This window comes from Anaerosolibacter sp. (genome assembly GCF_029240175.1).
GTDB lineage: Bacteria > Bacillota > Clostridia > Peptostreptococcales > Thermotaleaceae > Anaerosolibacter.
Genome location: NZ_JARBTM010000005.1, coordinates 296,206 through 319,036, shown reverse-complemented (window position 1 = coordinate 319,036; position 22,831 = coordinate 296,206). Strand labels below are relative to the sequence as shown.

20 protein-coding genes are annotated in these 22,831 nt (G+C 38.1%); 1 reads left to right on the top strand and 19 read right to left on the bottom strand.

What is annotated here, in order from left to right; translation table 11 throughout:
- Window positions 1-13: 13 nt before the first annotated feature.
- The 9 genes from K0R93_RS05690 to lepB all read right to left on the bottom strand — a co-directional run bounded on the left by K0R93_RS05690 (window position 14) and on the right by lepB (window position 12,721).
- Window positions 14-595: a TetR/AcrR family transcriptional regulator gene (locus K0R93_RS05690; protein WP_300298807.1), complete on the bottom strand. Its 582-nt coding sequence runs from the start codon at window positions 593-595 to the stop codon at window positions 14-16.
- A gap of 19 nt (window positions 596-614) precedes the next feature.
- Window positions 615-3,731: an efflux RND transporter permease subunit gene (locus K0R93_RS05685; protein WP_300298804.1), complete on the bottom strand. Its 3,117-nt coding sequence runs from the start codon at window positions 3,729-3,731 to the stop codon at window positions 615-617.
- Entirely contained in the window at window positions 3,731-4,864 is a 1,134-nt protein-coding gene (locus tag K0R93_RS05680) for an efflux RND transporter periplasmic adaptor subunit (protein ID WP_300298801.1), read from the bottom strand. The genes K0R93_RS05685 and K0R93_RS05680 overlap by 1 nt, the downstream gene beginning before the upstream one ends.
- A 300-nt stretch (window positions 4,865-5,164) precedes the next feature.
- Window positions 5,165-6,352 carry a glycine C-acetyltransferase gene (locus tag K0R93_RS05675; protein WP_300298799.1) on the bottom strand — a complete coding sequence of 396 codons (1,188 nt, stop codon included), beginning with the start codon at window positions 6,350-6,352 and terminating at the stop codon, window positions 5,165-5,167.
- A gap of 70 nt (window positions 6,353-6,422) precedes the next feature.
- The gene (tdh, locus tag K0R93_RS05670) at window positions 6,423-7,472 is read right to left on the bottom strand and encodes an L-threonine 3-dehydrogenase (RefSeq protein ID WP_300298796.1); all 1,050 of its coding nucleotides are present in this window, start codon (window positions 7,470-7,472) and stop codon (window positions 6,423-6,425) included.
- Window positions 7,473-7,688: 216 nt separating this feature from the next.
- Window positions 7,689-10,085 carry a Lon protease family protein gene (locus tag K0R93_RS05665; RefSeq protein ID WP_300298793.1) on the bottom strand — a complete coding sequence of 799 codons (2,397 nt, stop codon included), beginning with the start codon at window positions 10,083-10,085 and terminating at the stop codon, window positions 7,689-7,691.
- Between the two features lie 429 nt (window positions 10,086-10,514).
- Entirely contained in the window at window positions 10,515-11,000 is a 486-nt protein-coding gene (locus K0R93_RS05660) for a metallophosphoesterase family protein (RefSeq protein ID WP_300298790.1), read from the bottom strand.
- Window positions 11,001-12,098, bottom strand: a complete 1,098-nt coding sequence (gene queG, locus K0R93_RS05655; protein WP_300298788.1) for a tRNA epoxyqueuosine(34) reductase QueG — start codon at window positions 12,096-12,098, stop codon at window positions 11,001-11,003.
- An 80-nt stretch (window positions 12,099-12,178) separates the two neighbouring features.
- Window positions 12,179-12,721 (bottom strand): signal peptidase I, encoded by a 543-nt coding sequence (gene lepB, locus K0R93_RS05650; protein ID WP_300298785.1) that lies wholly within the window; start codon window positions 12,719-12,721, stop codon window positions 12,179-12,181.
- Between the two features lie 126 nt (window positions 12,722-12,847).
- On the opposite strand from lepB, the gene K0R93_RS05645 reads away from it, so the two are divergent.
- Window positions 12,848-13,270, top strand: a complete 423-nt coding sequence (locus K0R93_RS05645; protein WP_300298782.1) for a RusA family crossover junction endodeoxyribonuclease — start codon at window positions 12,848-12,850, stop codon at window positions 13,268-13,270.
- Here K0R93_RS05645 and K0R93_RS05640 read toward each other — a convergent pair.
- The 10 genes from K0R93_RS05640 to K0R93_RS05595 all read right to left on the bottom strand — a co-directional run bounded on the left by K0R93_RS05640 (window position 13,257) and on the right by K0R93_RS05595 (window position 22,774).
- Window positions 13,257-14,000 (bottom strand): ZIP family metal transporter, encoded by a 744-nt coding sequence (locus K0R93_RS05640; RefSeq protein ID WP_300298779.1) that lies wholly within the window; start codon window positions 13,998-14,000, stop codon window positions 13,257-13,259. The genes K0R93_RS05645 and K0R93_RS05640 overlap by 14 nt on opposite strands.
- A 129-nt stretch (window positions 14,001-14,129) precedes the next feature.
- Window positions 14,130-14,981, bottom strand: coding sequence for a deoxyribonuclease IV (locus tag K0R93_RS05635; RefSeq protein ID WP_300298777.1), 852 nt, complete (start codon window positions 14,979-14,981; stop codon window positions 14,130-14,132).
- Window positions 14,982-15,002: 21 nt separating this feature from the next.
- Window positions 15,003-15,473: a DUF456 domain-containing protein gene (locus tag K0R93_RS05630; RefSeq protein WP_300298774.1), complete on the bottom strand. Its 471-nt coding sequence runs from the start codon at window positions 15,471-15,473 to the stop codon at window positions 15,003-15,005.
- 102 nt (window positions 15,474-15,575) lie between these two features.
- Window positions 15,576-16,151 (bottom strand): winged helix-turn-helix domain-containing protein, encoded by a 576-nt coding sequence (locus tag K0R93_RS05625; protein WP_300298771.1) that lies wholly within the window; start codon window positions 16,149-16,151, stop codon window positions 15,576-15,578.
- Between the two features lie 118 nt (window positions 16,152-16,269).
- Window positions 16,270-17,940 carry an MASE3 domain-containing protein gene (locus K0R93_RS05620; RefSeq protein ID WP_300298769.1) on the bottom strand — a complete coding sequence of 557 codons (1,671 nt, stop codon included), beginning with the start codon at window positions 17,938-17,940 and terminating at the stop codon, window positions 16,270-16,272.
- A 104-nt stretch (window positions 17,941-18,044) separates the two neighbouring features.
- Window positions 18,045-18,905, bottom strand: coding sequence for a nitroreductase family protein (locus tag K0R93_RS05615; protein ID WP_300298766.1), 861 nt, complete (start codon window positions 18,903-18,905; stop codon window positions 18,045-18,047).
- 25 nt (window positions 18,906-18,930) lie between these two features.
- Window positions 18,931-19,392 carry an NUDIX domain-containing protein gene (locus tag K0R93_RS05610; RefSeq protein WP_300298763.1) on the bottom strand — a complete coding sequence of 154 codons (462 nt, stop codon included), beginning with the start codon at window positions 19,390-19,392 and terminating at the stop codon, window positions 18,931-18,933.
- A gap of 111 nt (window positions 19,393-19,503) precedes the next feature.
- Window positions 19,504-20,421 (bottom strand): glutaminase A, encoded by a 918-nt coding sequence (glsA, locus tag K0R93_RS05605; protein WP_300298760.1) that lies wholly within the window; start codon window positions 20,419-20,421, stop codon window positions 19,504-19,506.
- A gap of 126 nt (window positions 20,422-20,547) precedes the next feature.
- Entirely contained in the window at window positions 20,548-22,206 is a 1,659-nt protein-coding gene (locus tag K0R93_RS05600; RefSeq protein ID WP_300298757.1) for a nucleoside kinase, read from the bottom strand.
- 142 nt (window positions 22,207-22,348) lie between these two features.
- A complete protein-coding gene (locus K0R93_RS05595) occupies window positions 22,349-22,774 on the bottom strand; it encodes a CBS domain-containing protein (RefSeq protein ID WP_300298754.1) in 426 nt (141 codons plus the stop codon).
- Between the last annotated feature and the right edge of the window lie 57 nt (window positions 22,775-22,831).

Genomic DNA, 22,831 nt, shown 5'->3' with positions numbered 1-22,831 from the left:
ACCTATTTTTATCTTATTCATATAAAGCTTTTTCTAAAAATAACACGACAGGCGTGGGATCTACAAAGGATTCTTTCATCATACCTTCTTGGTATTTTGTGGCGCAGTATCCGTTAAGGGCACCAAAGAAAGCAGGGATGACTACTTCCTTATCTAAATCTTTTCTAACCTCACCCTTTTTTATGGCCTCGTCAAACATTTCTCCTATCACATCATACATTTCCCTTTTTTTGTTGATCATTGTCTTTTTCATTTTGTCGGAGATCATGTCTGCTCTCACATCTAGCTTTTGCACCATATTAAAATGCTCAGCCATATGCTTACTATTGTTAATCGCCAGCTTCAACAGCTTATCTTTGAAACTCATATTGGCATTTACAGTCTCTATTAGTTGAAGCTTATATATTTCTATATAGTAAAACACCATTTCCTCAAAGAGATGAATCTTACTTTCAAAATACTGATAGACCGTCCCTTTTCCAATGCCTGCCTCCAAAGCAATATCATCAACTTTTGTGTTGTGAAAGCCCTTTTGAGCAAATATTTTCATAGAAGCCCTTAAGATATCCTCTCTTTTGTTTCCCTTCTGACTCATCTATTCACTACCTTCCCCCTTAGGCCTTCGCAATCTTCTTACCAAACAATCTTTTCTTTATGGAACGGCTGAAGTCATCAAAGATGGTATACAATACCGGGATAAACACCAATGTTAACAACGTTGAAAGACTCAATCCCGCAATAACGACCGTGGCCATAGACGTCTGCATCTCAGCTCCCTCACCTATTCCTAACGCCAATGGTACCAATCCGAGTACAGTTGTCAGCGTAGTCATAAGGATTGGTCGGAGACGTATTGGCCCTGCGTTAACAATGGCCTCATTTCGTTCTTCTCCCTTGGACCTTCTTGTATTGATATAGTCTACCAGTACGATGGCATTATTAACAACGATACCCGCCAGCATGATTAAGCCGATAAATCCTGTTACATTCAAGGATCTTCCCGTTACCAATAGTCCTAGCATACCGCCTGCAAATGCCAATGGCACAGACATCATGATGGTAAAAGGATGGAGTAAAGATTCGAACTGGGAAGCAAGAATCATATATACCAATACGACAGCTAGGAGTAACGCTAGGAATAAATCACTAAATGCATTCATCATTTCCTCATTTTCGCCACCTATATCATAGGTATATCCATCAGGCATATCATATTGAGCAAGCTTTTTCTCAATGTCTGTACTAACACCTTTTAAGTCTCTTCCAAGAATCTGGCTGGATACTGTCACAACCCTTACCTGACCCTCTCTGTTGATGGTCACAGGACCTCTTTCCGTGGTGATATCTGCCACCTGATTTAATGGGATACTAATTCCTACAGGTGTCTGTATCGTTACCTGACCAAGGTTAGCAATACTTTCCTGATAAATCGGATCACCTTTTACAACGATATCAATTTCATCCCCATCTAACTTATACCTGGTGGCAGTTTGCCCGGAAATGGTTCCTTTAACTGCCGATGTGATTTGGGCAGCAGTCAGCCCATATTGGGATGCATTGCTTCTATTGACTTTTACCTGTATTTCAGGTATTCCTTCTTCTAAATTACTCTCTACTTCACGGGTGCCTTCCACTGATTCCACAATGTCCTTAAAATCTTCTCCGATTTGTTTTAATGTGTCTAGGTCATCGCCTTTAACCTTGATAGAAATAGGAGATCCTCCACCGCCCATCATATTACTAGAAGTAACCTCTACCTGAATTTCTGCTCCAGGAATATCTTTTATTTGATTACGGACTTCATCAGCGATTTGCTCTGTACTGCGCTCCCTTTCAGCCATATTTTTAAGAACAACAGATACGCTCCCCCTATTGGTTCCACTGTTTCTGAAACTCATTCCTCCAGTAGATCCAATATTAGAATAGATGGTTTCTACCTCTTCAATTTTTTCTAAAATTCCTTCAATTTCTGTAATGATCTCATCTGTCTGGTTTAATTCCATCCCTGGTGGCAAGGAAATGCTTACCGAGAACGTTCCTTCATCGGTTTTCGGGAAAAACTCTGCCCCTACCAAGGCAATAGAACTCATTCCCACAACAAATACAAGGAGAGCCACGAGCACTGTGGACTTTCGGTGCTTTAGTGCCCACCCTAAAATTCTTTTATACAACTTTTCAATGTTGTCAAACATCTTATCAAAGCTATCATAGAGAAAGTCAAAAAACTTAAACCGTCCATGATGGGCTTTTCCCTGCATATCATCAATCTTTAACATCTTGGATGAAAGCATCGGTACTAGGGTAAGGGATACCACGAGGGAAGCTGCCAAGGACATGGTAACTGTCAAGGCAAATTCTTTGAATATGATAGATGTAACCCCTTCTACGAAAACGATAGGCAGGAAAACTGCCACCGTTGTTAAGGTAGAAGCCAGTACCGCCATCCCCACTTCCTTCGCTCCTTCCACAGCTGCATCTATCCGTGAATATCCATCCTGTCTAAAACGGTAAATATTCTCCAAAACAACGATGGAGTTATCCACCAGCATACCTACGCCTAGGGCTAACCCACCCAAAGTAAGCATGTTAATCGTGATCCCATTAAAGTAGACCAGGATGAAGGTTGCGATAACAGAAACAGGAATAGAAACACCGATAATAAAGGTGGTTCTTATGTTTCTTAGGAATAGGTAAAGAATCGCAATGGCCAATCCTGCCCCTACCATGGCACTACTTTGTACATTATCTATAGATTGCTTGATAAATTCCGACTGATCTAAAACGATATCAATTTTTAAGTTTGGAAAATCTTGACGCAGCTTTTCAATTTCATCTATAATTCGGTCCGCTACCTGCACCGTATTGGTACCTGATTGCTTTTGTAGAGAAATATTGATGCTTCGATTTCCGTTGGTTCTCGTGATGGATGTTACATCCTTATGCTTCATCTTTACATCGGCAATATCATGAAGATAAATGGTTCCACCCGTAGGTAGTGAGATAGGCAGGGACTGAATTTCCTCTACCGTTTGGAATTCACCCAAGGTTCTTACCGTTAGTTTTTGAACTCCTTTTTTTACCTCTCCCCCAGGCATATTTAGGTTTTCAGCCCGCAGTACCTGAGATAACTGATCCAAACTTAAGCCATATCCTTTTAATTTTTCCTGATTTACGGCTACTTCAATTTGATTTGTATATCCCCCAGAGACATCTACAGAGGCAACACCGGATAGTCTTTCCAATCTCGGCTTAATGGTATCTTCAGCAACAGTTTGAAGCTTCGCTAGTTCTTCCCCGTTGGAGATGGAAACCTGCATGATGGCCATGGCATTGGGATCGATCCGCATAACCATGGGCTCATTTGCGCCATCGGGAAGAAAACTCTTAACCAAGTCAACCTTCTCCCTCATTTCCAAGGCTGCAAATTCCATATCCGTTCCAGAATTAAACTCTGCAATAATAATTGAGCTTCCTTCGTTGGATATGGAACTGATTTGTTTGATATTACTTACCGTACCTACAGATTGTTCCAAAGGTTTTGTAATTAATTCTTCCATTTCTTGAGGTCCTACACCAGAATAAGAAGTTGACACGATGGCTACTGGAACTTCAATATTAGGGTATAAGTCAATCGGTAGTTTAGACAATGACACAAAGCCAAAGATTACCACCATAAGGGTAAACATGATGACTGTGACAGGTCTTTTAACCGATAAGCTAGATAAATTCATTATTGTTCACCTCTCACAACCTTAACTTTTGATCCATCTTCTACATAATCCTGTCCTTTAATGATTACTTTATCTCCTGGCTTTAATCCACTGATTACTTCTGTTTCCAAGCCTGTGTCTAAGCCTATATTTATTTCTTTTGCTACAGCCCGGTCATCTTCGACGATATAAACGATATTTTTATTGTTTTCACTGGCAATGGCTTCTGTTCTTACAGCAATAACATTTTCACGGGCGTTGGTTGCCAGCTTTACCTTTGCAAACATACCAGGCTTTACAAGATGATTTTGATTTTCTATATATATTCTTATAGGGTATAATTGTGTTTTTACATCGGAAACAGGACTAATTTTGTCAATTTTACCGATTAAACTTTCACTGGATGCAGAAGGAATATCTACGATCACTTCTTTTCCTACAGTAAGAGCATTGATAACATTTTCCGTTACGTTGATCTCTGCATACACCCTATCCATATTCACAATCGTTACAGATGGTTGGGCTGAACTGGCCATTTCACCCACTTCAACGGCTACAGCGGAAACAATCCCATCCACAGGTGCAGTAACCGTTAAATTCTGAAGGCTATCCACTGCTTGGCTGTGCTGAAGCTGGGCCTGTTCTATCTGAACTTGAATCGTCTGTAGTGATTTATCTGAGGCTGCTAGCTCCGCTTGTTCAAGCTGACTCTTTGGAATTGCGCCTTGTTCATACAAAGCCCTTGTTCTCTCTAAGGTCACCTTGGCATTATCAATTTTTTCTTTTGAAAGTTCATAGTTCGCTTGGGCCAAGTCTATACTCTTCTTCGTTAAGTCTACCTGTTTTTGTACATCCTCATGATCCAATTGAAACAATAGTGTGCCTTTTCTCACAACAGATCCAACGGCTACATTCATAGCTGTTACTTTTCCTGGTGTTTTTGGAACAACAAACACCTCTTTGTCAGCGAAAATTTTGCCGCTGAATGTGGTTTCATTGAATATGGTTTTTTGTTCTACCGTAGCTATCTCTACTGGTGTATACTTTTCTTCTTCTGGAGCATTGGCTTCAGGAGCGTTTTTGGCACCACACCCCGCCAGGATACTCATTAGTAGAAATACTGCAAGGATGACTGATACGGTTTTCTTTCTCATTTTTTTCCCTCCATAAAAGCATTATTCTCTTGAATAATAGTTATTTTTTACCATTATAACCTGACTGACTGGTCAGTATTCTACCATTATATATCCATTGAATCCGCCAGTCAATTAGCCAAACATAAATTATTTGTAAATTTTTCTTTAGAAATGAAGAATGTTCAGCGTGCCATGAAATATGCAATTACTGAATACTACGTGGTATGAAGAAAGAAGTCTGCCAATCAAAAAAACAAGTTGAATGCTCAACATACGTTGAGCATTCAACTTCCTTAATCGTTCATTCTCTAGAAATTTCTAGATTAATCCCATTTCTTTGCCTACCTTTTCGAAGGCAGCCACTGCTCTGTCTAGTTGTTCTTCTGTATGGGCAGCTGTTACCATACAACGGACTCTTCCAGTACCCTTTGGAACCGTAGGGAATACAATGCCTGATACAAATACACCGTTGTCGAACAGCTTCTTTGAAAATTCCATAGTCTTGGCTTCATCGCCGATGATTACAGGAGTAATTGGTGTTTCGCTGTTCCCTGTGTTGAAGCCCAGTTTACCCAGCTTTTCTTTAAAGTACTTCGCATTGCTCCATAGGCGATCTGTATACTCTGTAGTTTCCATCAGCATTTTAATAGCTTCCATGATTGCACCTACAGCTGCTGGCGGAAGCGCAGTACTAAATAATATTGGTCTTCCCCTATGGTTTAGCCAGTCTTGGGCAGTCTGACTTCCTGCCACATAACCACCAATTACACCAATGGCTTTTGATAGGGTTCCTATGCTAAAGTCGATTCTTCCATGAAGGTGGAAGTGGTCCACTGTACCTCTACCGCTTTCTCCTAACACACCTGAACCATGGGCATCATCCACATAGGTCATGGCGTTATATTTTTCAGCCAAGGTTGCGATATTTGGAAGATCTGCAATGTCTCCATCCATACTAAATACACCATCAGTGATAATCAAAAGATTTCTATACTTATCTCGATTTTCTTTTAGTACTTTTTCTAAATTATCCATATCATTATGCTTATAGACCGTTTTGCTCGCCTTGCTTAATCTAGCGCCATCAATAATACTGGCATGGTTTAATTCATCAGAGATAATCAGGTCGCCAGCCTCAGTGATTGCCTGGATAGCACCAGCGTTACAGTTAAATCCAGATTGGAAGGACATTACTGCCTCTTCTCGTTTAAATTTAGCCAATAGCGCTTCCATTTCCTCGTGGATATCCATATTACCGATGATCGTTCTAACGGCTCCTGCCCCTACCCCATATTTTTCAACAGCTTCAATGGCAGCTCTTTTCATTCTTGGATGATTTGCAAATCCTAAATAGTTATTAGAGGATAAGTTAATTACTTTCTTTCCGTTCAAAATCACTTCTGCTTCATTTGGTCCTTCAAGAATTGGTAGTTTTCTATAAACTCCTTGGCTTTTTAGCTCTTCAATCTTTTCCTTTAAAAAAGGCAGCTCATGGATATTGGACATAATCTAATACCTCCCAGATCACATTTAATTTTTTCCGGTTTTATCTATCTTAATTTTATCATGTTTTAATCTATTTATTCATATTAGGGAATAATACTACTTTTCCACAGTCCCCGCTCTTCATTAATTCCATACCTTTTTCATATTCATCTAAGGACAGTTTATGGGTAATAATCGTATCAATATTTAAGTTGCCAGACGCAAGCAAACCCTTTACCTGATACCAAGTATCATACATTTTTCTACCAGTAATTCCATGGATTTGTATTCCCTTGAATACTAAACTTGCAATATCGATCTCAACATTCTTTGTGGGAATACCCAACATAGACATTCTGCCGCCCAGTTTAATGTATTCAAATGCCTGTTGAATTGCTGCAGCATTTCCTGACATTTCCGCAACTACGTCAACACCCATACCATCCGTCTCCTCTAAAACTCTCTTTACTACATCCTCTTTCATAGGATTGATAACCACATCTGCACCTAGCTTTTTTGCAAGCTCCAATCTGTATTCATTTACTTCAATGGCAATGACCTTTGAAGCGCTTACAGCCTTTGCCACAGCTACAGCCATGATACCTATCGGACCACAGCCTACCACAGCAATGCTTTTTCCAATGATTTCACCTGACATCACTGTATGCACTGCGTTTCCAAGTGGTTCTTGTACACATAAATACTCTGGTGGAATAGATGGGTCATTGATCCATGCGTTCTCCTCAGGTATTGCTATATACTCTGCAAAGGAACCATCTGTATCTACGCCAAGGATCTTTGTATCCTTACAGATATGGGCTTTCCCTGTTACACATAATTCACACTTTCCGCATACCACATGGGTTTCAGCAGACACAATATCTCCTAACTTCACTCTGGTAACGTTTTTTCCAATCTCGACAACTTCTCCTGCGAATTCATGTCCCATGATTCGAGGTGTCTTTATTCTTTTTTGAGACCATGCATCCCAGCTATAGATATGATAGTCCGTACCACAAATCGATGTAGCCATTACTTTTACCAAAATATCATTAGGACCTACCTTAGGTATTTCCTTCGTTCCAATCACTGCACCTACTCCTGGCTCTTCCTTAATCACTACTTTCATATTTCCTTCCATATATACCCTCCTCTTTTATTATAAACAGAATATTTTAAATTTACTGTGCGATTATTGAGTACAATTGTCCGCCAAAACACCATGTTTCGTGATAATTGTCCGCCATATACCATTACTATACCACATATCCCTATAAAATTCCTCCTTTTTTTATGACAGAATATTTATTTTTGTAAACAAATAGAGCAGTTCGTAAGTGAACTGCTCTGAGAGTTATTATTTACCCTTGGAGGTTCTGCCTCTAAAACCTTTTCTGCTCTCTGAATCATCATCTTTCTTCACAATAGCTGTGAACTTATATAGTTTCTCTATTACAGCTTCCGATATTTTGGGGAAGGATTGATCTGTTAGGATCTCTATGCCCTCCTCTACCATTGCTACAGGATATATATGAAACTTTCCATCTCTCACAGCCTCAACGATTTCATCTTTTAAAACCAAATCATCAACATTTTGATGGGGTATGATCACACCTTGATCACCAGTCAATCCGAAGTATCTACACAAACTAAAAAAACCTTCTATTTTCTCCGTCACACCTCCAACCGGTTGAATTTCCCCCTTCTGGTTTACCGACCCCGTTACTGCAATATGCTGTTTCAAAGGTATGTCACTCAAACTCGACAAAAGTCCATATAGTTCGGTACTAGATGCACTATCTCCATCCACACCACTATAGGATTGTTCAAAGCAAATTTTGGCAGTCAATGTAACTGGATATTCCTGACCAAACTTTTCGCTTAAGTATCCCTCTAATATCAACACGCCCTTATCATGAATTTTCCCACTCATCTTCACTTCTCTTTCGATATTGACAACGCCTCTATTTCCTGCATATGTGGTTACAGTAATTACTGATGGTTTACCAAAGGAATGATCTCCCACATCGATCACGGAAAGGCCATTGATCCTTCCAATCTTTTTCCCTTTGAGATCAATAATAATTTTACCGGTTTCGTACATTTCATCTAGTTTCTCTTCCATGCGATTGTTTCGGTACTGTTTCTCCTCATAAGCTTTATCAATATGTTCTTTACGAACCAACTCACTTTTGTCAATGTCAGCCCACACATCGGCTTCAATCAGCAGCTCAATAATCTTGTTAAATCGTGTAGATAGTTTTTTCTGACTCCCTGCAATCTTATGGCTGTATTCTACTACCTTTGCAACGGCTTCTCGATCCAAATGCTTTAATTCTTTTCGATCACAATAATCACTGATAAAGTTAGCGATTTTCTGTTCATTCTCACGGTTGGTGTTCATTACAGAATCAAAATCGACCTTTACCTTAAAAAGCTTCTCAAAATCCTCATCATGGTTGTATAAAAGCTGATATAAATATGGATTTCCAATCAAAATGACCTTGATATCTACGGGTATCGGTTCTGGTTTTAAGGTCGTGACCTCCACAATGCCTAGCTGCATTCGCAGGTTTTCGATGCTAATCTGGCCTGTTTCAATGGTTCGTTTTAATAAATCCCATGACTGTGCATTTGTGAGGACTTGATTTGCCTGAAGAATCAGATATCCTCCATTGGCCCTATGAATAGCACCGGGCTTAATCATGGTAAAATCAGTCTTTAATGAACCCTGCTCATTTTCATACTCTATTCTGCCTACTAAATTATTATAATTAGGATTACATTCCATGACGATTGGTGCACCAGTAGTATTGCTGTTATCGATAAATAAATTCACTTTATACTTTTTCACAAAATTGTTCTCTGCCTTTTTTACAACCAATTCATCCTGTTCCTCTTCAGATAAATCAAAGTCATAAATCTGTTCAATTACATCATTTTGTACATTTTTTATATATTCGATAACCTTGGTATGTTCTTTATATTTATCAAACAATTCATCCATCAAAGGTTCTACCACATATAATCCCAGGGTATTATCTAAATCTATGATCTTTTTCTTCGCCTGTCTTTCCATTTCTTTAATCTTCCTTAAAATTTCCACTGCCCGGTCCTGAATATCTTCCGCTTTGGTTTCAATTTCTATTCTCTGTTCTTCATCCAGATCACTGTATTCGCCATCACTGATCACCTCTCCATTGATTAAGGGGGCTAAAGCAAATCCAGTACTTGTATTCTTGATTTTAAAGCCCTGTTCTTTACTATATTCCGTCAATTCTTCGATCAACTGATTCCTTTCATCCTGATACTTCTTAACAATCTCAGCTTTTCTTTTTTCATAATCTTCTCCATGAAAAGCTTTGGGAATTTCTGTTAGGAGGTCCTGAACAAGAATATCCATATCTTCTACTAAGATCTTCCCCATCCCAGGGGGCACATTCAAAGCCAGCGGTACACCTGGATTATCAAAATTATATACATAACACCAGTCGTCAGGCACATTTTCATCCTTTGCTCTTTCCGATACAATGCGCTGGGCATAGCTGGTCTTCCCAGTACCCTTTAATCCTGTGACAAATATATTGTATTGTGAACTTTTTACCCTAAGCCCAAACTCCATGGCTCTAACCGCCCTGTCTTGACCGATTATATTATCGTTAAAAATGAGATCTTCCGTTGTTCTGAAGGCAAATTGATCTGGGTTGCAAAATCTTTTGAGCTTTGTATATGGAAGTTCTTTATATTCTGCCATTAAATATTCCTCCTATCCTGTCCTTATTCATAAGCACTCTTTAATCCATTCTATTCGCCTTCCTCGTCCATCTCTCCCATATTTTTATCAAAGGATAAAATCTATCCATTTCACAGGAACACAATTCGTCAAAAAAGAAAAAACCTTAAGTTTAGAACTTAAGGTTAAACCGACGGGATCTATTATGGACGGTGGTATTAATTGTATTGGACAACAGCAGATGGGAGGGTAGATTCTTATTCGGCATGTCTTTCTTAATAATAAACTTCGATAACAGGCGCTTAATGATTCTCATGTTTTCACTCTTTCTATCTCAATAATTTGCGAAATAAGTCTGGGTATGGGCCCTCACCCAGGCTTATTTATATTATAATATCCCAACCTTTTTAATGAAACTTGAAATAACTACCAATTTCAAATACAGTATTTCTAAAAGAAAATAAATTCACAATGTAGATTCTGCCCCAGATTTAAGATGACCATAGAATGCTTCTTTTCTCGCCTTTTTGCAGTTTGCGATCCGGGATTGATCATCAAAATACCCTTTTTTGTCTGAAGAAGCGGTTGATGACTGTGACCAAAAAGCATAATATCTACTTCCATATCTTCAAAGGCTTCTAAGGCTCTATCTGATGTCTTGCCCTTTTCTCCATGTCCGTGAACAATTCCAATCTTATAATCCCCTAGATGGATCACTAGCCTCTCCTTCAATTTAGATCTCAATGCTTCATTGTCTCCATTGCCATGGACGGCGTATACCGGCCCATAGGCTTCTAACAAATCTAACAAGCCTTCTTCTTTCATATCTCCACAATGAATAATTCCATCCATATTCTTTAAGGTTTCCACCACAATTTGAGGCAAATCTAACTTATGATTTCTCAGATGGGTATCAGATAAAACAGCAATACGCATTTAGTCACCCTCTAAACATTTTGTGATCTCGTTTATAATTTCCTGATCCTTTTCTAGCAATAAATGCTTCCGAAGTGTAGTTTTACCTTCTCCCCCTATTTTATGAATGGCCCATACTGCATATTTCCTGATCATCACGCTTTCATCCTTCAATACTTCTGCGAGATAGAGCAGCAATCCTGGGTCTTTCGTATTTCCTGCTGCTATGATTGCATTTCTCCTCAGATTATTTTTCCCCCTCCACCCCGCTGCAGTATTTTTATAAAGCACTTTAAATTCTTTATTAGACATTTGAATCAATTTTCTTATGGATGGCCGATGGATATTTCCTTCTGGTATAAAATCACCTTCTATCTTATGGACAATATGTTTATTATGGGGACAAACATTCTGACAGACATCACAACCATAGATAAAATTTTTCATCTTGCCTCTAGCCTCTTCATCGATTTCTTCTTTGGTTTGGGTTACATATGATATACATTTCCTAGCATTCATGTTATAACCATCTTTCAAGGCTCTGCCAGGACATGCCTCAATACAAAGATTGCATTGTAAACAGCTTTCTGTTACAGGTTGATCAGGCATTAGTGAAAGATTGGTCAATGCATAGCCTAGAAAAACCCAAGAACCATAATCCTCTGCAATAAACATATTATTCTTTCCAAACCAGCCAAGTCCAGCCCGGTAAGCAACTTCACGATCTGATAAGGGTCCAGTATCTACGAATGCTTTGTATTCAAATTCCCCTACATTTTTTTTGATGTACTCCATAAGCCGTAAAAGCTTGTCCATCAAAACATGATGATAATCTCTTCCCCAAGCTGTCCGTGCTATTTCCCCATGAGTTTCCTCTACCGAACACTCATCCTTATGATAATACCCAATGCCAATTGCAATAATAGACTTTGCTTTTTCCATGGTTAGCAGCGGATTCACACGTTTTTCAATATCCTGCTCTTCAAAACCTGAAAGACAGTTCATTTCTAGTCTTTGCTGCTGCACCTCTCCAATTCTTAAAAACGGCGCTGCTGTAGTAAAACCAATTAAATCAATCCCAATACTTTTCCCATAACGCCTAATTTCATCTTCTAACATGACCAACATCACCCCTGACCAGAAAAAATCTTCTTTCCATTATATCATAAATGCATCATATAAAAAGGATTGAGTCCTCCTCAATCCTTTTCATAATCAACGGTAAAGGCCTTGACCTCATCAAATGGCCACAGTCGCAAATTTGCTTTGCCCTCTATATTCTTAATTGGTACAAACCCAAAGTAACGACTGTCATTGCTGTCATTTCTATTGTCTCCCATGACAAACATCATACCTTTTGGCACTTTTCCTTGGCTTATATCAGCAGTTCTGTCGATGTATGGTTCATTCATGATATAATCTTCGATAATTTTTTTGCCGTTAATAAATACTTTCCCATCCTGAATCATAAACTCATCATTTTCCATGGCAATAACTCTCTTAATAAAATATTCCTTTTGTCTATTTTCTATAGGGGGATGAAATATAACAATATCCCCAATCTTGGGTTTATGAAGTAAGTATCCGATCTTATTTACAAATAATTTATCTTGATTATTTACAGTTGGCGCCATGGATTCTCCTTGTACCACAGTGAATCCAAAAATAAATTCTTCGATTATGATTGCCACAAAAACAGCAATTAAAATATTTTTTAGTACACCTATAATTTTATCCAGCATCTCATCACACCCTGTGTCTCTTTTTATTCATTCTCTCCTTTGTTTAAACTTTTTATAACCGAAGGAAATAATGAATCATTTTATTATATGTCCTGGGTATGCTAAAATATTTCTGGAGGTGTGAAAATGATTAAAATAATTGTACCAGGAAAACCAATCAGTAAGTCTAACTTCAAGCTGCAAAACATTCATGGCCAGTTTTGGATGCCCAGACAAGGTAAACATAGTAAATATATTGCTTATGAAAATACTATTGCTGGCCACATCAATCAACAGTACCATGGATCACCTCTCGAAGGCAGCGTGATTACAATCATTAAGCTGTTTTTTCCTAATCGTCAAATGGGAGATATCCATAACTATCCAAAAAGTATTTGTGATGGTATTGAGAAAAGCGGTGTCATCCTAAATGACAAGCAGTTAAAACCCGTTCTTTTATTTGATTATATCGATAAAGATCATCCACGGATTGAAATTGAATTGTATGAAAGCAGTCGATACAACATTCAGTACACGATTGAACCTAATGATCCGCCTAAAACCCTTTGATTTTATACTCAATTAGGAGCATACCTATAAAGCCTGCAATTACACCAAAGGTAGCACACATCTGATTGCCATGACAGTGACTCTCTGGGATTAACTCATGGGATACAACATAGTACATTGCACCTGCTGCCATAGCCAGAGTAAAAGGCATAAAAGGTTGAATAAATCTACCTGCTAAGATTCCCATGGTAGCTGCAATGGGTTCACCAATTCCTGCAAAAAAGGCAAATCCTATGGCCTTATATTTAGAATAACCTTTCTCAATGAGAGGTGCAGCTACCACCAACCCTTCAGGAACATTTTGAATGCCTATAGCCATTGCCAATACTAAACCCATGTTTGCCTCTCCTGATGCATATCCTACACCGATGGCAAATCCCTCAGGAATATTGTGAATGGCGATGGCTGCTGTCATCATGATTGTTTTCCTCAGGGCTTTGTTATTGAAATCTGTGCCCCTCACCTGACCCATATTAATGTTTGGGGTTACTTTCTCAATAACTCCCAAGATGATGGCGCCACACAATAGTCCCCCAATCACCTGTTTAATCCCTCCTAGCTCTAAAGCAGGTAAAAGAAGGCTAAAAGATGCTGCAAATAACATAATGCCTGCTGCAAATCCCAAGATGAGGTCTTCAAATTTTTTTGATATTCTTTTTACAAAAACCAAAGGCAATGCGCCTATACCAGTACAGGCACCTGCCAATATACTCGCAATATATCCGTTCATCAGACCCACTCCTTCGTTGTTATTCTTTACGCATATATTGCTGATCACCTATTTGTTATTATTTTTTACGATAATGCATGCTGTCATTCTTTTATTGCTGCAAGTTACAAAAAAAGAATAAGGAATTCCTTATTCTTCTAATGATTCTTTATTCAATTCACTTCTCAGCAATTTGATTTCATCCCTGTATCCTTCAACTTCATTGGGTGTTTCTAAAAAAAACGGCAAACTCTTTATAGCAGGATGTTTGATAAGTGTAGTAATGGCCTTCAAGCCTATAGTACCTTCTCCAATTTTTGCATGACGGTCTTTATGGCTGGCAAAAGGCATCATGCTGTCATTGAGATGGATAGCTTTCAGTTTGTTTAAGCCGATTTTCTTGTCAAACTCCTCCAGCACATCATCCAACAGATTTACGATATCGTACCCTGCGCTATATAAATGGCATGTGTCTAAACAAACACCTACAAGATCACGCTGATTCACTTGGTCTATAATTAATCTTAGCTCCTCAAACCGACTTCCTATTTCAGTGCCCTTACCTGCCATTCCTTCCAACAAAAGCATTGTATTCTCTTCACCTGTAAGTATGTCATTCAAGCCTTGAGCAATACGATCAATTCCAAATATAATACCCCTTTTCACATGACTTCCAGGATGAAATACAATATAATTACAGCTCTCCATATGCTGTAGCCGGTCTAGATCATCCCTGAGCAGCTTTTTCCCAAGACTCCAGGTGTCTTCCTCTCCTGAAGCTAAATTATAGGTATAGGGTGCATGGGCAAGGAGTGAGGCAAATCCATGGTCCTTACTGATTTTATCCAGTTTCTGAATATCCTCTAAATCCAATGTCTTTGCCCTTGCACCCCTAGGATTTCTTGTAAAAAATTGAAATGTATTCGCACCAATGGATATGGCTTCTTTCGCAGCTTTTTCATATCCTTTCGATATTGTTAAGTGGGCACCAATATTTAACATCATACCACCTCCCAAGTTTCTTTAACCCAGTGTTTTAAACAAAAAAGTAGCCAATATAAAAAACGCAATAGATATGTTCATGCTCATGCCTAGTATGTAACCTATCATACCACCAAAGCCAGCTTTTACCGATGCCTTCAATGCTTTTCCTCCATAAATCTCCCCTATGAGCATCCCAGAAAATTGTCCGAGAAACAATCCAGGTAGATTAAGTATCAGAGTACCTATTACTGCACCTAGAACGCCTCCAATAATCCCAAATTTTGTTGCACCAAACTTTCTTGCAGCCATTATACTGGATAAGTAGTCCAACACAAAGGATATCAGGGTTAACAACCCAAAGACTGCTATCCAACCTATACTTATTTTTTCAAACTGGGAAACAAATCCATAGAATAAAGTAGTCAAAAACATCAGGCCAATTCCTGGTATTCCAGGAACAATAGCACCAATAAATCCAATGATCAGAATACTGATGGCCAATATCAGCATAGATCAACCCCCTGCTCTTATAGAATAATATTTTGATACTGTGTTTATAGAAAATTGTAAAGACTTATGTAGAAGCCACATAAGTCTTTTATTAGTATTACCTTATTTCTTTTTTTTCACCCTTGGAATTGCCAATGTTGAAATGGAATATGCCTTTGTACCTTCCCGAGACTTATCTCTTTTATCTTTGATATAACTCTCTAGGGTAGTTTTTAATATATTTTGAAGCTCCTCCGTTTCTTCAATCGTCAAATAATAATCATTATAATGGAGCATTTTTTGGGCATAATCTAAATCATTGGCATTTTCTATGGCCCGATAAAAATCATTGCTAATGTTTTCAAATATTGAAATAGAAGCTTGATTAATTGATTCTACTACACTCTTCTCACTAGTATTCATAATACTTCGATCGATTACAAAAGTTTTCGCTGCTGGACGATAGTATTTTTCGATAATTCCCGACTTTACCTTTTCATCAATCAACTCAAGAATACCAACTTTTTGAAGGGTTTTAATATGATAATTGATTTTTGCATGGGGCTCTCCCATACGATCCGCGATTTGCTTTGCTGTAGCAGGCTGCTCTTCCTCAAAGCACTCAATAATCTCTAAACGATACGGATGAGAAATCGCCTTTATTTGGTCCAATTCCCTCAGCACCAGTATATCTTTCATATGATCTCCTCTATTCTTCTCAAATTCAGCATTTTTGTAAATTTATTAAGATATTGTAACAATTGTATATATTATATACTTTTTCTAGATCCTTGTCAAAATCCTTTATGATTCTTTTCTATGCTTCCATGATAAAGTAAGTAATATCATCATCATATGCTAAGCCCGATGAAATTTGATTCACTTCCCTTTTTATTACCTGATTTAATTCTTTTAAATCCGTTTCTCGTTCTGCTTGGAGGATACGAATTAAATTTTCCCGTTCTAATAAAGTATTATTCTTAAAATTTTCAGCAAGACCATCTGTGTAAAAGATGACCCGATCCCCTTTATCTAACAGTATCTCTGCTTTTTTGTATTCGGGTGTATAGAAATCACCAAAACGACAGATTGGAAATCCTACACTCTCATTAAGGTTAATAATCTCTCCGCTTTTCTTTACAACGAAGGGAAGCACATTGATTCCCCCTGTACAATAGGAAAGCACTCGAGATCTCGTATTAAAGATTGCATGAAACATAACTACGTGCATTTCTATAGGAAATTCAGACCTATTGAACTCTCGGTAAAAATGCTCTAGGGTTTTATGGGGTGCCAATGCATTTACCGCACGCTCTTGAGCCCCTGTTGGTTTAATGATTCGATCAGCCACCACTGTCATCATGGCTGCAGATACCCCATGACCCGCTACATCGGCAATATACATGCCTAGATTTTCTTCATCAACAACATAAATGCCATAGAAATCTCCGCTTAAACGTTCACAAGGAATATACTCCGATATAAACTGAGTACCGTAAATATTTAATTCCTTTGGCGGCAGCATGGATTCCTGAATTTTTCTTGCATATTCTAAATCCTCTATGATCTTTGCATTAACCTTTTGAACCTCAGATGTTCTCCGCTCCACAATTTTTTCTAAGTTTTCTGCATAAAGTTTAATTTTCTTTTTCGCATTACTCAATTCCATATACGGCTTGTCTAAATTATATATGAATATGCCTCTGCTAATAAGATAGATCCCTATGATTTTATAAATATGTCCCAACAAATTATAGGTATCATAAACACTCTTATACAGAGTAAATGCTGCCTCTGCAAAAACACTGACAATTAAGCCAGCGGCTACAAGTATGAAAATACGATCCTTTGTCAAATGATAATCACGAATATACGCAACTGCAGCAATTAAAAAAATGGCTAATATAACATACTCCAGATTTATCTTCAACAGGGTGAGTCCTTGACCCTCTATAAATAAAGGTGGAAAACGATCTAAATGGAGTGTTACTAAATATGAGATCACTGTAGAAGCAATGATACTACCCCATAAAAAATAACCCCTTTTTACTTTCGTTTTATAATTATATGGAATCAGTCCCGCAATCAGTAATCCTATGGCAAAAAACAACCTTCCGATAATCCAAAATGTTGTTGCTTTCGGAATAGAACTCTCTGTAAAGAATTCAGGCATCCCATTGTAACCCATGGTATGAAAGAAGTCCAACCATCCAGTGATAAAAAAAACAGCCGAAAACACGAGAAGTCTCAGACGATGATTTTTTTGATAAGTATAGTATGTAATAATGAAAGATGCAAAACTAATAATAATGCTTGCAGCCTCTAAGATCAGATGATAAGTAAGAAAAGTAATATTTCCAATCACACTATAAATATATACCTCAAGCATCCCCACCACTTGAAATATAAACAGTGAGCCCAGGAAAACCAGGGCCAAATAAATGTATCTTAAATCGACAGATTTTTTGTTTTCCTTTATACTTAGCAAAGGATTCAACTCCGTTTCGATAATCTTTATTGTTTAAAATTTCTACATGAAACGGCATAATCCTTCAATATTCTAAAATTATTCCGTTTTCCTTCGGTGTCTGATTATTGATAATGTCCTACGGGTTTGAATATGCCTACTGCTTCGTGTTTATCAGAGATGCTGATGTTCATCATCTCTGTTGAAGATACTTTTTTCCAAACACCTCTAACACCCTCATGGGCAGCAATCAGTTGAAAATAGAGCATGACAATGCCCCCATCTATTCTATTCATATTGATCGATAAATGGCCTCCGACAGATTCTTTTTTTATGCATAATACGAGATGTTCATGATGAAGAATAAATTTCCATGGCTGCTGGTTCGCGCATGAGGGGGCCAAGCGTGCTTTATCAATAATCCGTTTGTATCTCTCTGCCCACTTCCTTGTATGCTCCTTATTCCAGTCTTCCCCCCATATCAATTCATCTACACTTTTCCTTGATATACCTTGGTTTTCTACTTGCTTTATCATTTTATCTGTAAAATTTTCTTTTTCATATCCGATAGGCGTTACTGCAAGAATTAACTTGGAATCATCATAAATATCCAGTATTTCCTTTATCTTATCATGATAATGAAATACTTCCGTCCAGCAAGTGCCTATATCTTCCTCTTGGGCTTTGAGCATCATTTGTTCCATGCGGTATCCTAAATTTTCTAAAAATCCTTCTTTTTTTTCAGAAATTGAAACAATATAATGGGGCGCATCGAATACAATACCGAAATAACCCGCGCTTCCAGATATTTTTTTTGCAAAATCAGCCCCTTTACGAATTAACCTAAATTGTACATCGATGTCCTTATATAAAGGTATAGATGTATTCCCCGCATCCACTAACCCGGCTAACTGTCTAGATGATACTTCTCTCCTGTCAAATTTTCGTATTGAACGTCTATTTTCTAGAATTTCTACGATGTTCACACCTTCCACCCCTTAACACTAGAATTTAACGAATTTTTTCATCCCTTATATAAGCTAAGGTTATTTTATAAATATCATCATCAAAGGATATATCTTCAGGTAATCCATCAAACAGCGCTACGCTTTCCATTTCACTATGATTAGGCAATGAATGTAACATTCCTGCTTCTCCATAGAATATTGCTGAGGTAGTTTTGCCCATTTGCGTAATGATAATAAAATATCCTAATAAAGTAAGCTTCTCAATGCTACATCCAGTCTCTTCATAGGTTTCTCTTATCCCGCAGTCTTCAATTGATTCACCTGGTTCAATTTTTCCTCCGGGGAACTCCCATCCCTTCCTTTTGGGATGATAAGCCATAACCAGTTTTTCATTCTTAAACAAGATCACGATGCATCCATCATAATCTACTTGTCGATCAGCATGTTTCGATAGAAACAACTCAATCTTTCGTCTGCCACCATCAACATAATATACTCTATTCATCACATCTACCCTCTATTCAAAATTTTTATTTGTCCTCAAAAAACCTGTATAAATTATTATTCCCAATGATTTATATCTTCTCCGAAAAAAAAGATTCCTTTGGAAGGAACCTTAGAATATGCTCAAATTCAATTGTTTTGACAGGTCATGTAGCATTTTTACACCCGCAATGCTGTTCCCTTTTTTGTCTAAGGCTGGGCCTACCACACCAATGCCCATCTTATTCGGAATAGCACACATAATTCCACCGCCTACACCACTCTTCGCAGGAACGCCCACCTGGATGGCAAACTCTCCGGAAGCATCATACATTCCACAGGTTACCATGAAGGTTTTGGCAATCTGCGTGATATGCTTTGGTACATACTGTTCTCCAGTCTCTTTGACAAGTCCATGATTTGCCAAAAACATACCTATCTGGGCGATGTCTTCACAAGTTACTTCTATTGAACATTGCATAAAATAAAGATCTAAAATATCCTCCACATTTCCTTCGATAACACCTACATCCCTTAGAAAGTACGCCATAGATCGATTTCTATCACCAGTTTTCTTTTCAGAAAAGTAGACATTCTCGTTAATATCCAAAGAAGGATTTTTTGATAATTTTCTAAACAGACCTAAAATTCTATTCATTTTCTCTTGATTGTCTTTCCCTTTGATCAAGGAAGCTACCGCAATAGCCCCTGCATTGATCATGGGGTTTAATGGTCTAGATGGATTGATGGTTTCCAGCTTTCTCATGGAATTAAACGGATCTCCTGTTGGCTCCATCCCCACCTTTTCGAATACATACTCTGGTCCATAATCCATCAGTGCAAGCATCAGGGTAATAGGCTTAGAAACACTTTGGATTGTAAACTTTGTATCATAGTCCCCAGCCTTATATATATTGCCATCCATATCCACAACGGCAATTCCAAGGGCATTCTGATCCGCATTCTTAAGTTCAGGAATATATGCGGCCACACGACCAAAACTGGTCCAGTACCTATTTTTAGATATTAATTCAGATAACAAAAGTTCCATAGATAACCCCACCTTTCTGATTCCAGTGCAATTCTTACTTTAATGCATCAAGAAACCGAAGTCAATAGGTCATCCACGGAACTTTCTTAATATTTCGTAATATGGATTTTTAGCTCTTTAGATGCCCTATTCTTCAAAGCAGCTTCCACCTACAAATTCTTTAATAATAGATGTCTGTGGTATTACATGGTCATCCTCTATGGACAAGAAGTAACTTAAAAATTTTAGTAACCTTTTTGCTTCAGAAAACTCCTTTTCATCCTTGCTTATTTCAAGCAACAGTGGTTCGGCATGTTTTTTCAAGACCGCTAGTTCATAGATCAATGCCGAATTGAACATGATATCCGCTTCTTCCTGGAAAGGGAAAATGTTTCTTTCTTCTCCACGTCTCACAGAATTCCAAAGCTTTAATGTGGTCAGAGCAGAATGACCTCTATACTTGCTATCTCTAACGATTCTTCGAATCAGGCGCGTATCTGTTGTGGGAATACGGTTATGGTCATCAATGTTTAGCTGTGTCAGCGCACTAATATATATCTTAAACTTTTTATCGTGAGGTATATCCGCGGTGAGTATATCATTCAATCCATGGATTCCCTCTATGATAATGGGTTGGTCTTCGGATATCTGCAGTGTTTTTCCTCGATACTCCCTTTCTCCCTTATGAAAGTTAAAGGTTGGAAGATCTACCATCTCCCCCTGAATCAGCCTGGCTAGATGATCATTGAACAAATCTGTATCCACGGCTTTGATGGACTCAAAATCGAAGTCACCTTTCTCATCTCTTGGCGTATGATCGCGATCTACAAAATAATCATCTGTCGATAAGGATATGGGTCTAAGACCATTCACCTGGAGCTGGATAGACAGTCGCTGGGCGAATGTTGTTTTTCCAGAAGATGACGGCCCTGCAATGAGAATAATTCTTTTTTTCTTTTCTAAAATCTGGTCTGCAATCTGTGCTATCTTCTTTTCATGAAGAGCTTCTGCAACCCGGATTAATTCAGGATATTTTTTATCTGTTATCCTGTCATTTAGATTTGCTACATATTCAATATTAAGAATTCTGCCCCACTGCTCGGCTTCACGAAAAACAGTGGCTAATTTGGCCTGTTCCTCAAACTCAGGAATCTCAGTAGGATTTGATTTCTCTGGATATTGGATAATTACACCAGGCATATAATACTTCAATTTGAATAATTTCAAGTATCCAGTACTTGGCACCATATAACCGTAGAAGTAATCCTTTAGCCACCCGCAACTATAAATGTTTACCTCTGATGTATTCCTATAGTCTAGAAGCTTTGTCTTTGCGTCAAGTCCCAATTCCGTAAATATTCGCTTCGCCTCAGCAACAGGCACGCTGCCCTTTATAAAAGGAACATCTTCGTCAATGATTTCCCTCATTCTTGCTTCGATCTTTACCACATCATCTTCATGAATGGGTCTTTTATAATGAATTTCACAATATAGTCCCTTGCTTAAAGAATGCTCTACAGTCACCCTGCACCCAGACAAAATCTCCATGGCTGATCGAATAAAAACGAAGGCCAATCCTCGCTGGTAGATTCGGATACCATCGGTTGATGTCAAATCTACAAATTCTATTTTTGCGTCCCTATGTAATGGATAACTCAATTCACAAAGCCTATTGTCAACTTTCGCAGCTACGATCATGAAAGGGTATTGGTCTTGCACTTTACTGCACACTTCTGCTAGTATTGTCCCTTGTTCTACTTCTAAAGCATTTTGTTCATCTAACAACACTTTTATCTTCTCTGTCATCTCTTTTATATCCCCCACTTAGATTATGGATTTTACCTATACTTCTTATTATACCCAATATTTTCTGTTTTCTCCCATAAATAGTTATTCTATTATTTTATACAACAAAATAAAGTTCCTGCATAAACAGGAACTTTACTCGCTACATTTTAGTTGTACTCGGTTTTGATATATCGCTTAATGCATCCCCTGCCTCATTCACATAGATATTTACTGTTGCCAAATCACCAATGGCTAAAATCCCTACGATTCTTCCATTCTCAACAACAGGTAATCTTCTGATCTGATGTTTTGCCATAATTTCAGCGGCCTCATGGGCATGCATTTCTGGCGTTGCATACACAAGATTGCTGCTCATTACATCCCCTGCATTGACTCTCGTATTTCCCTGGGAAACACTTCTGATTACGATATCTCTATCCGTAACGATTCCTAAGGCATTTTTATTTTGGTCACATACTGGAATACACCCTACATCTAGATCTCTCATTTGTTTTGCCACTTGATCAATCGGTGTATCCACCCCTGCCGTTGAAACATTTGTTGTCATCAGTTCTCTTACTTTCATAGAGTCTTGCCTCCTTTCATTTTTTCATTTATTAGCTTGTGCAATATCAGAAAAAAT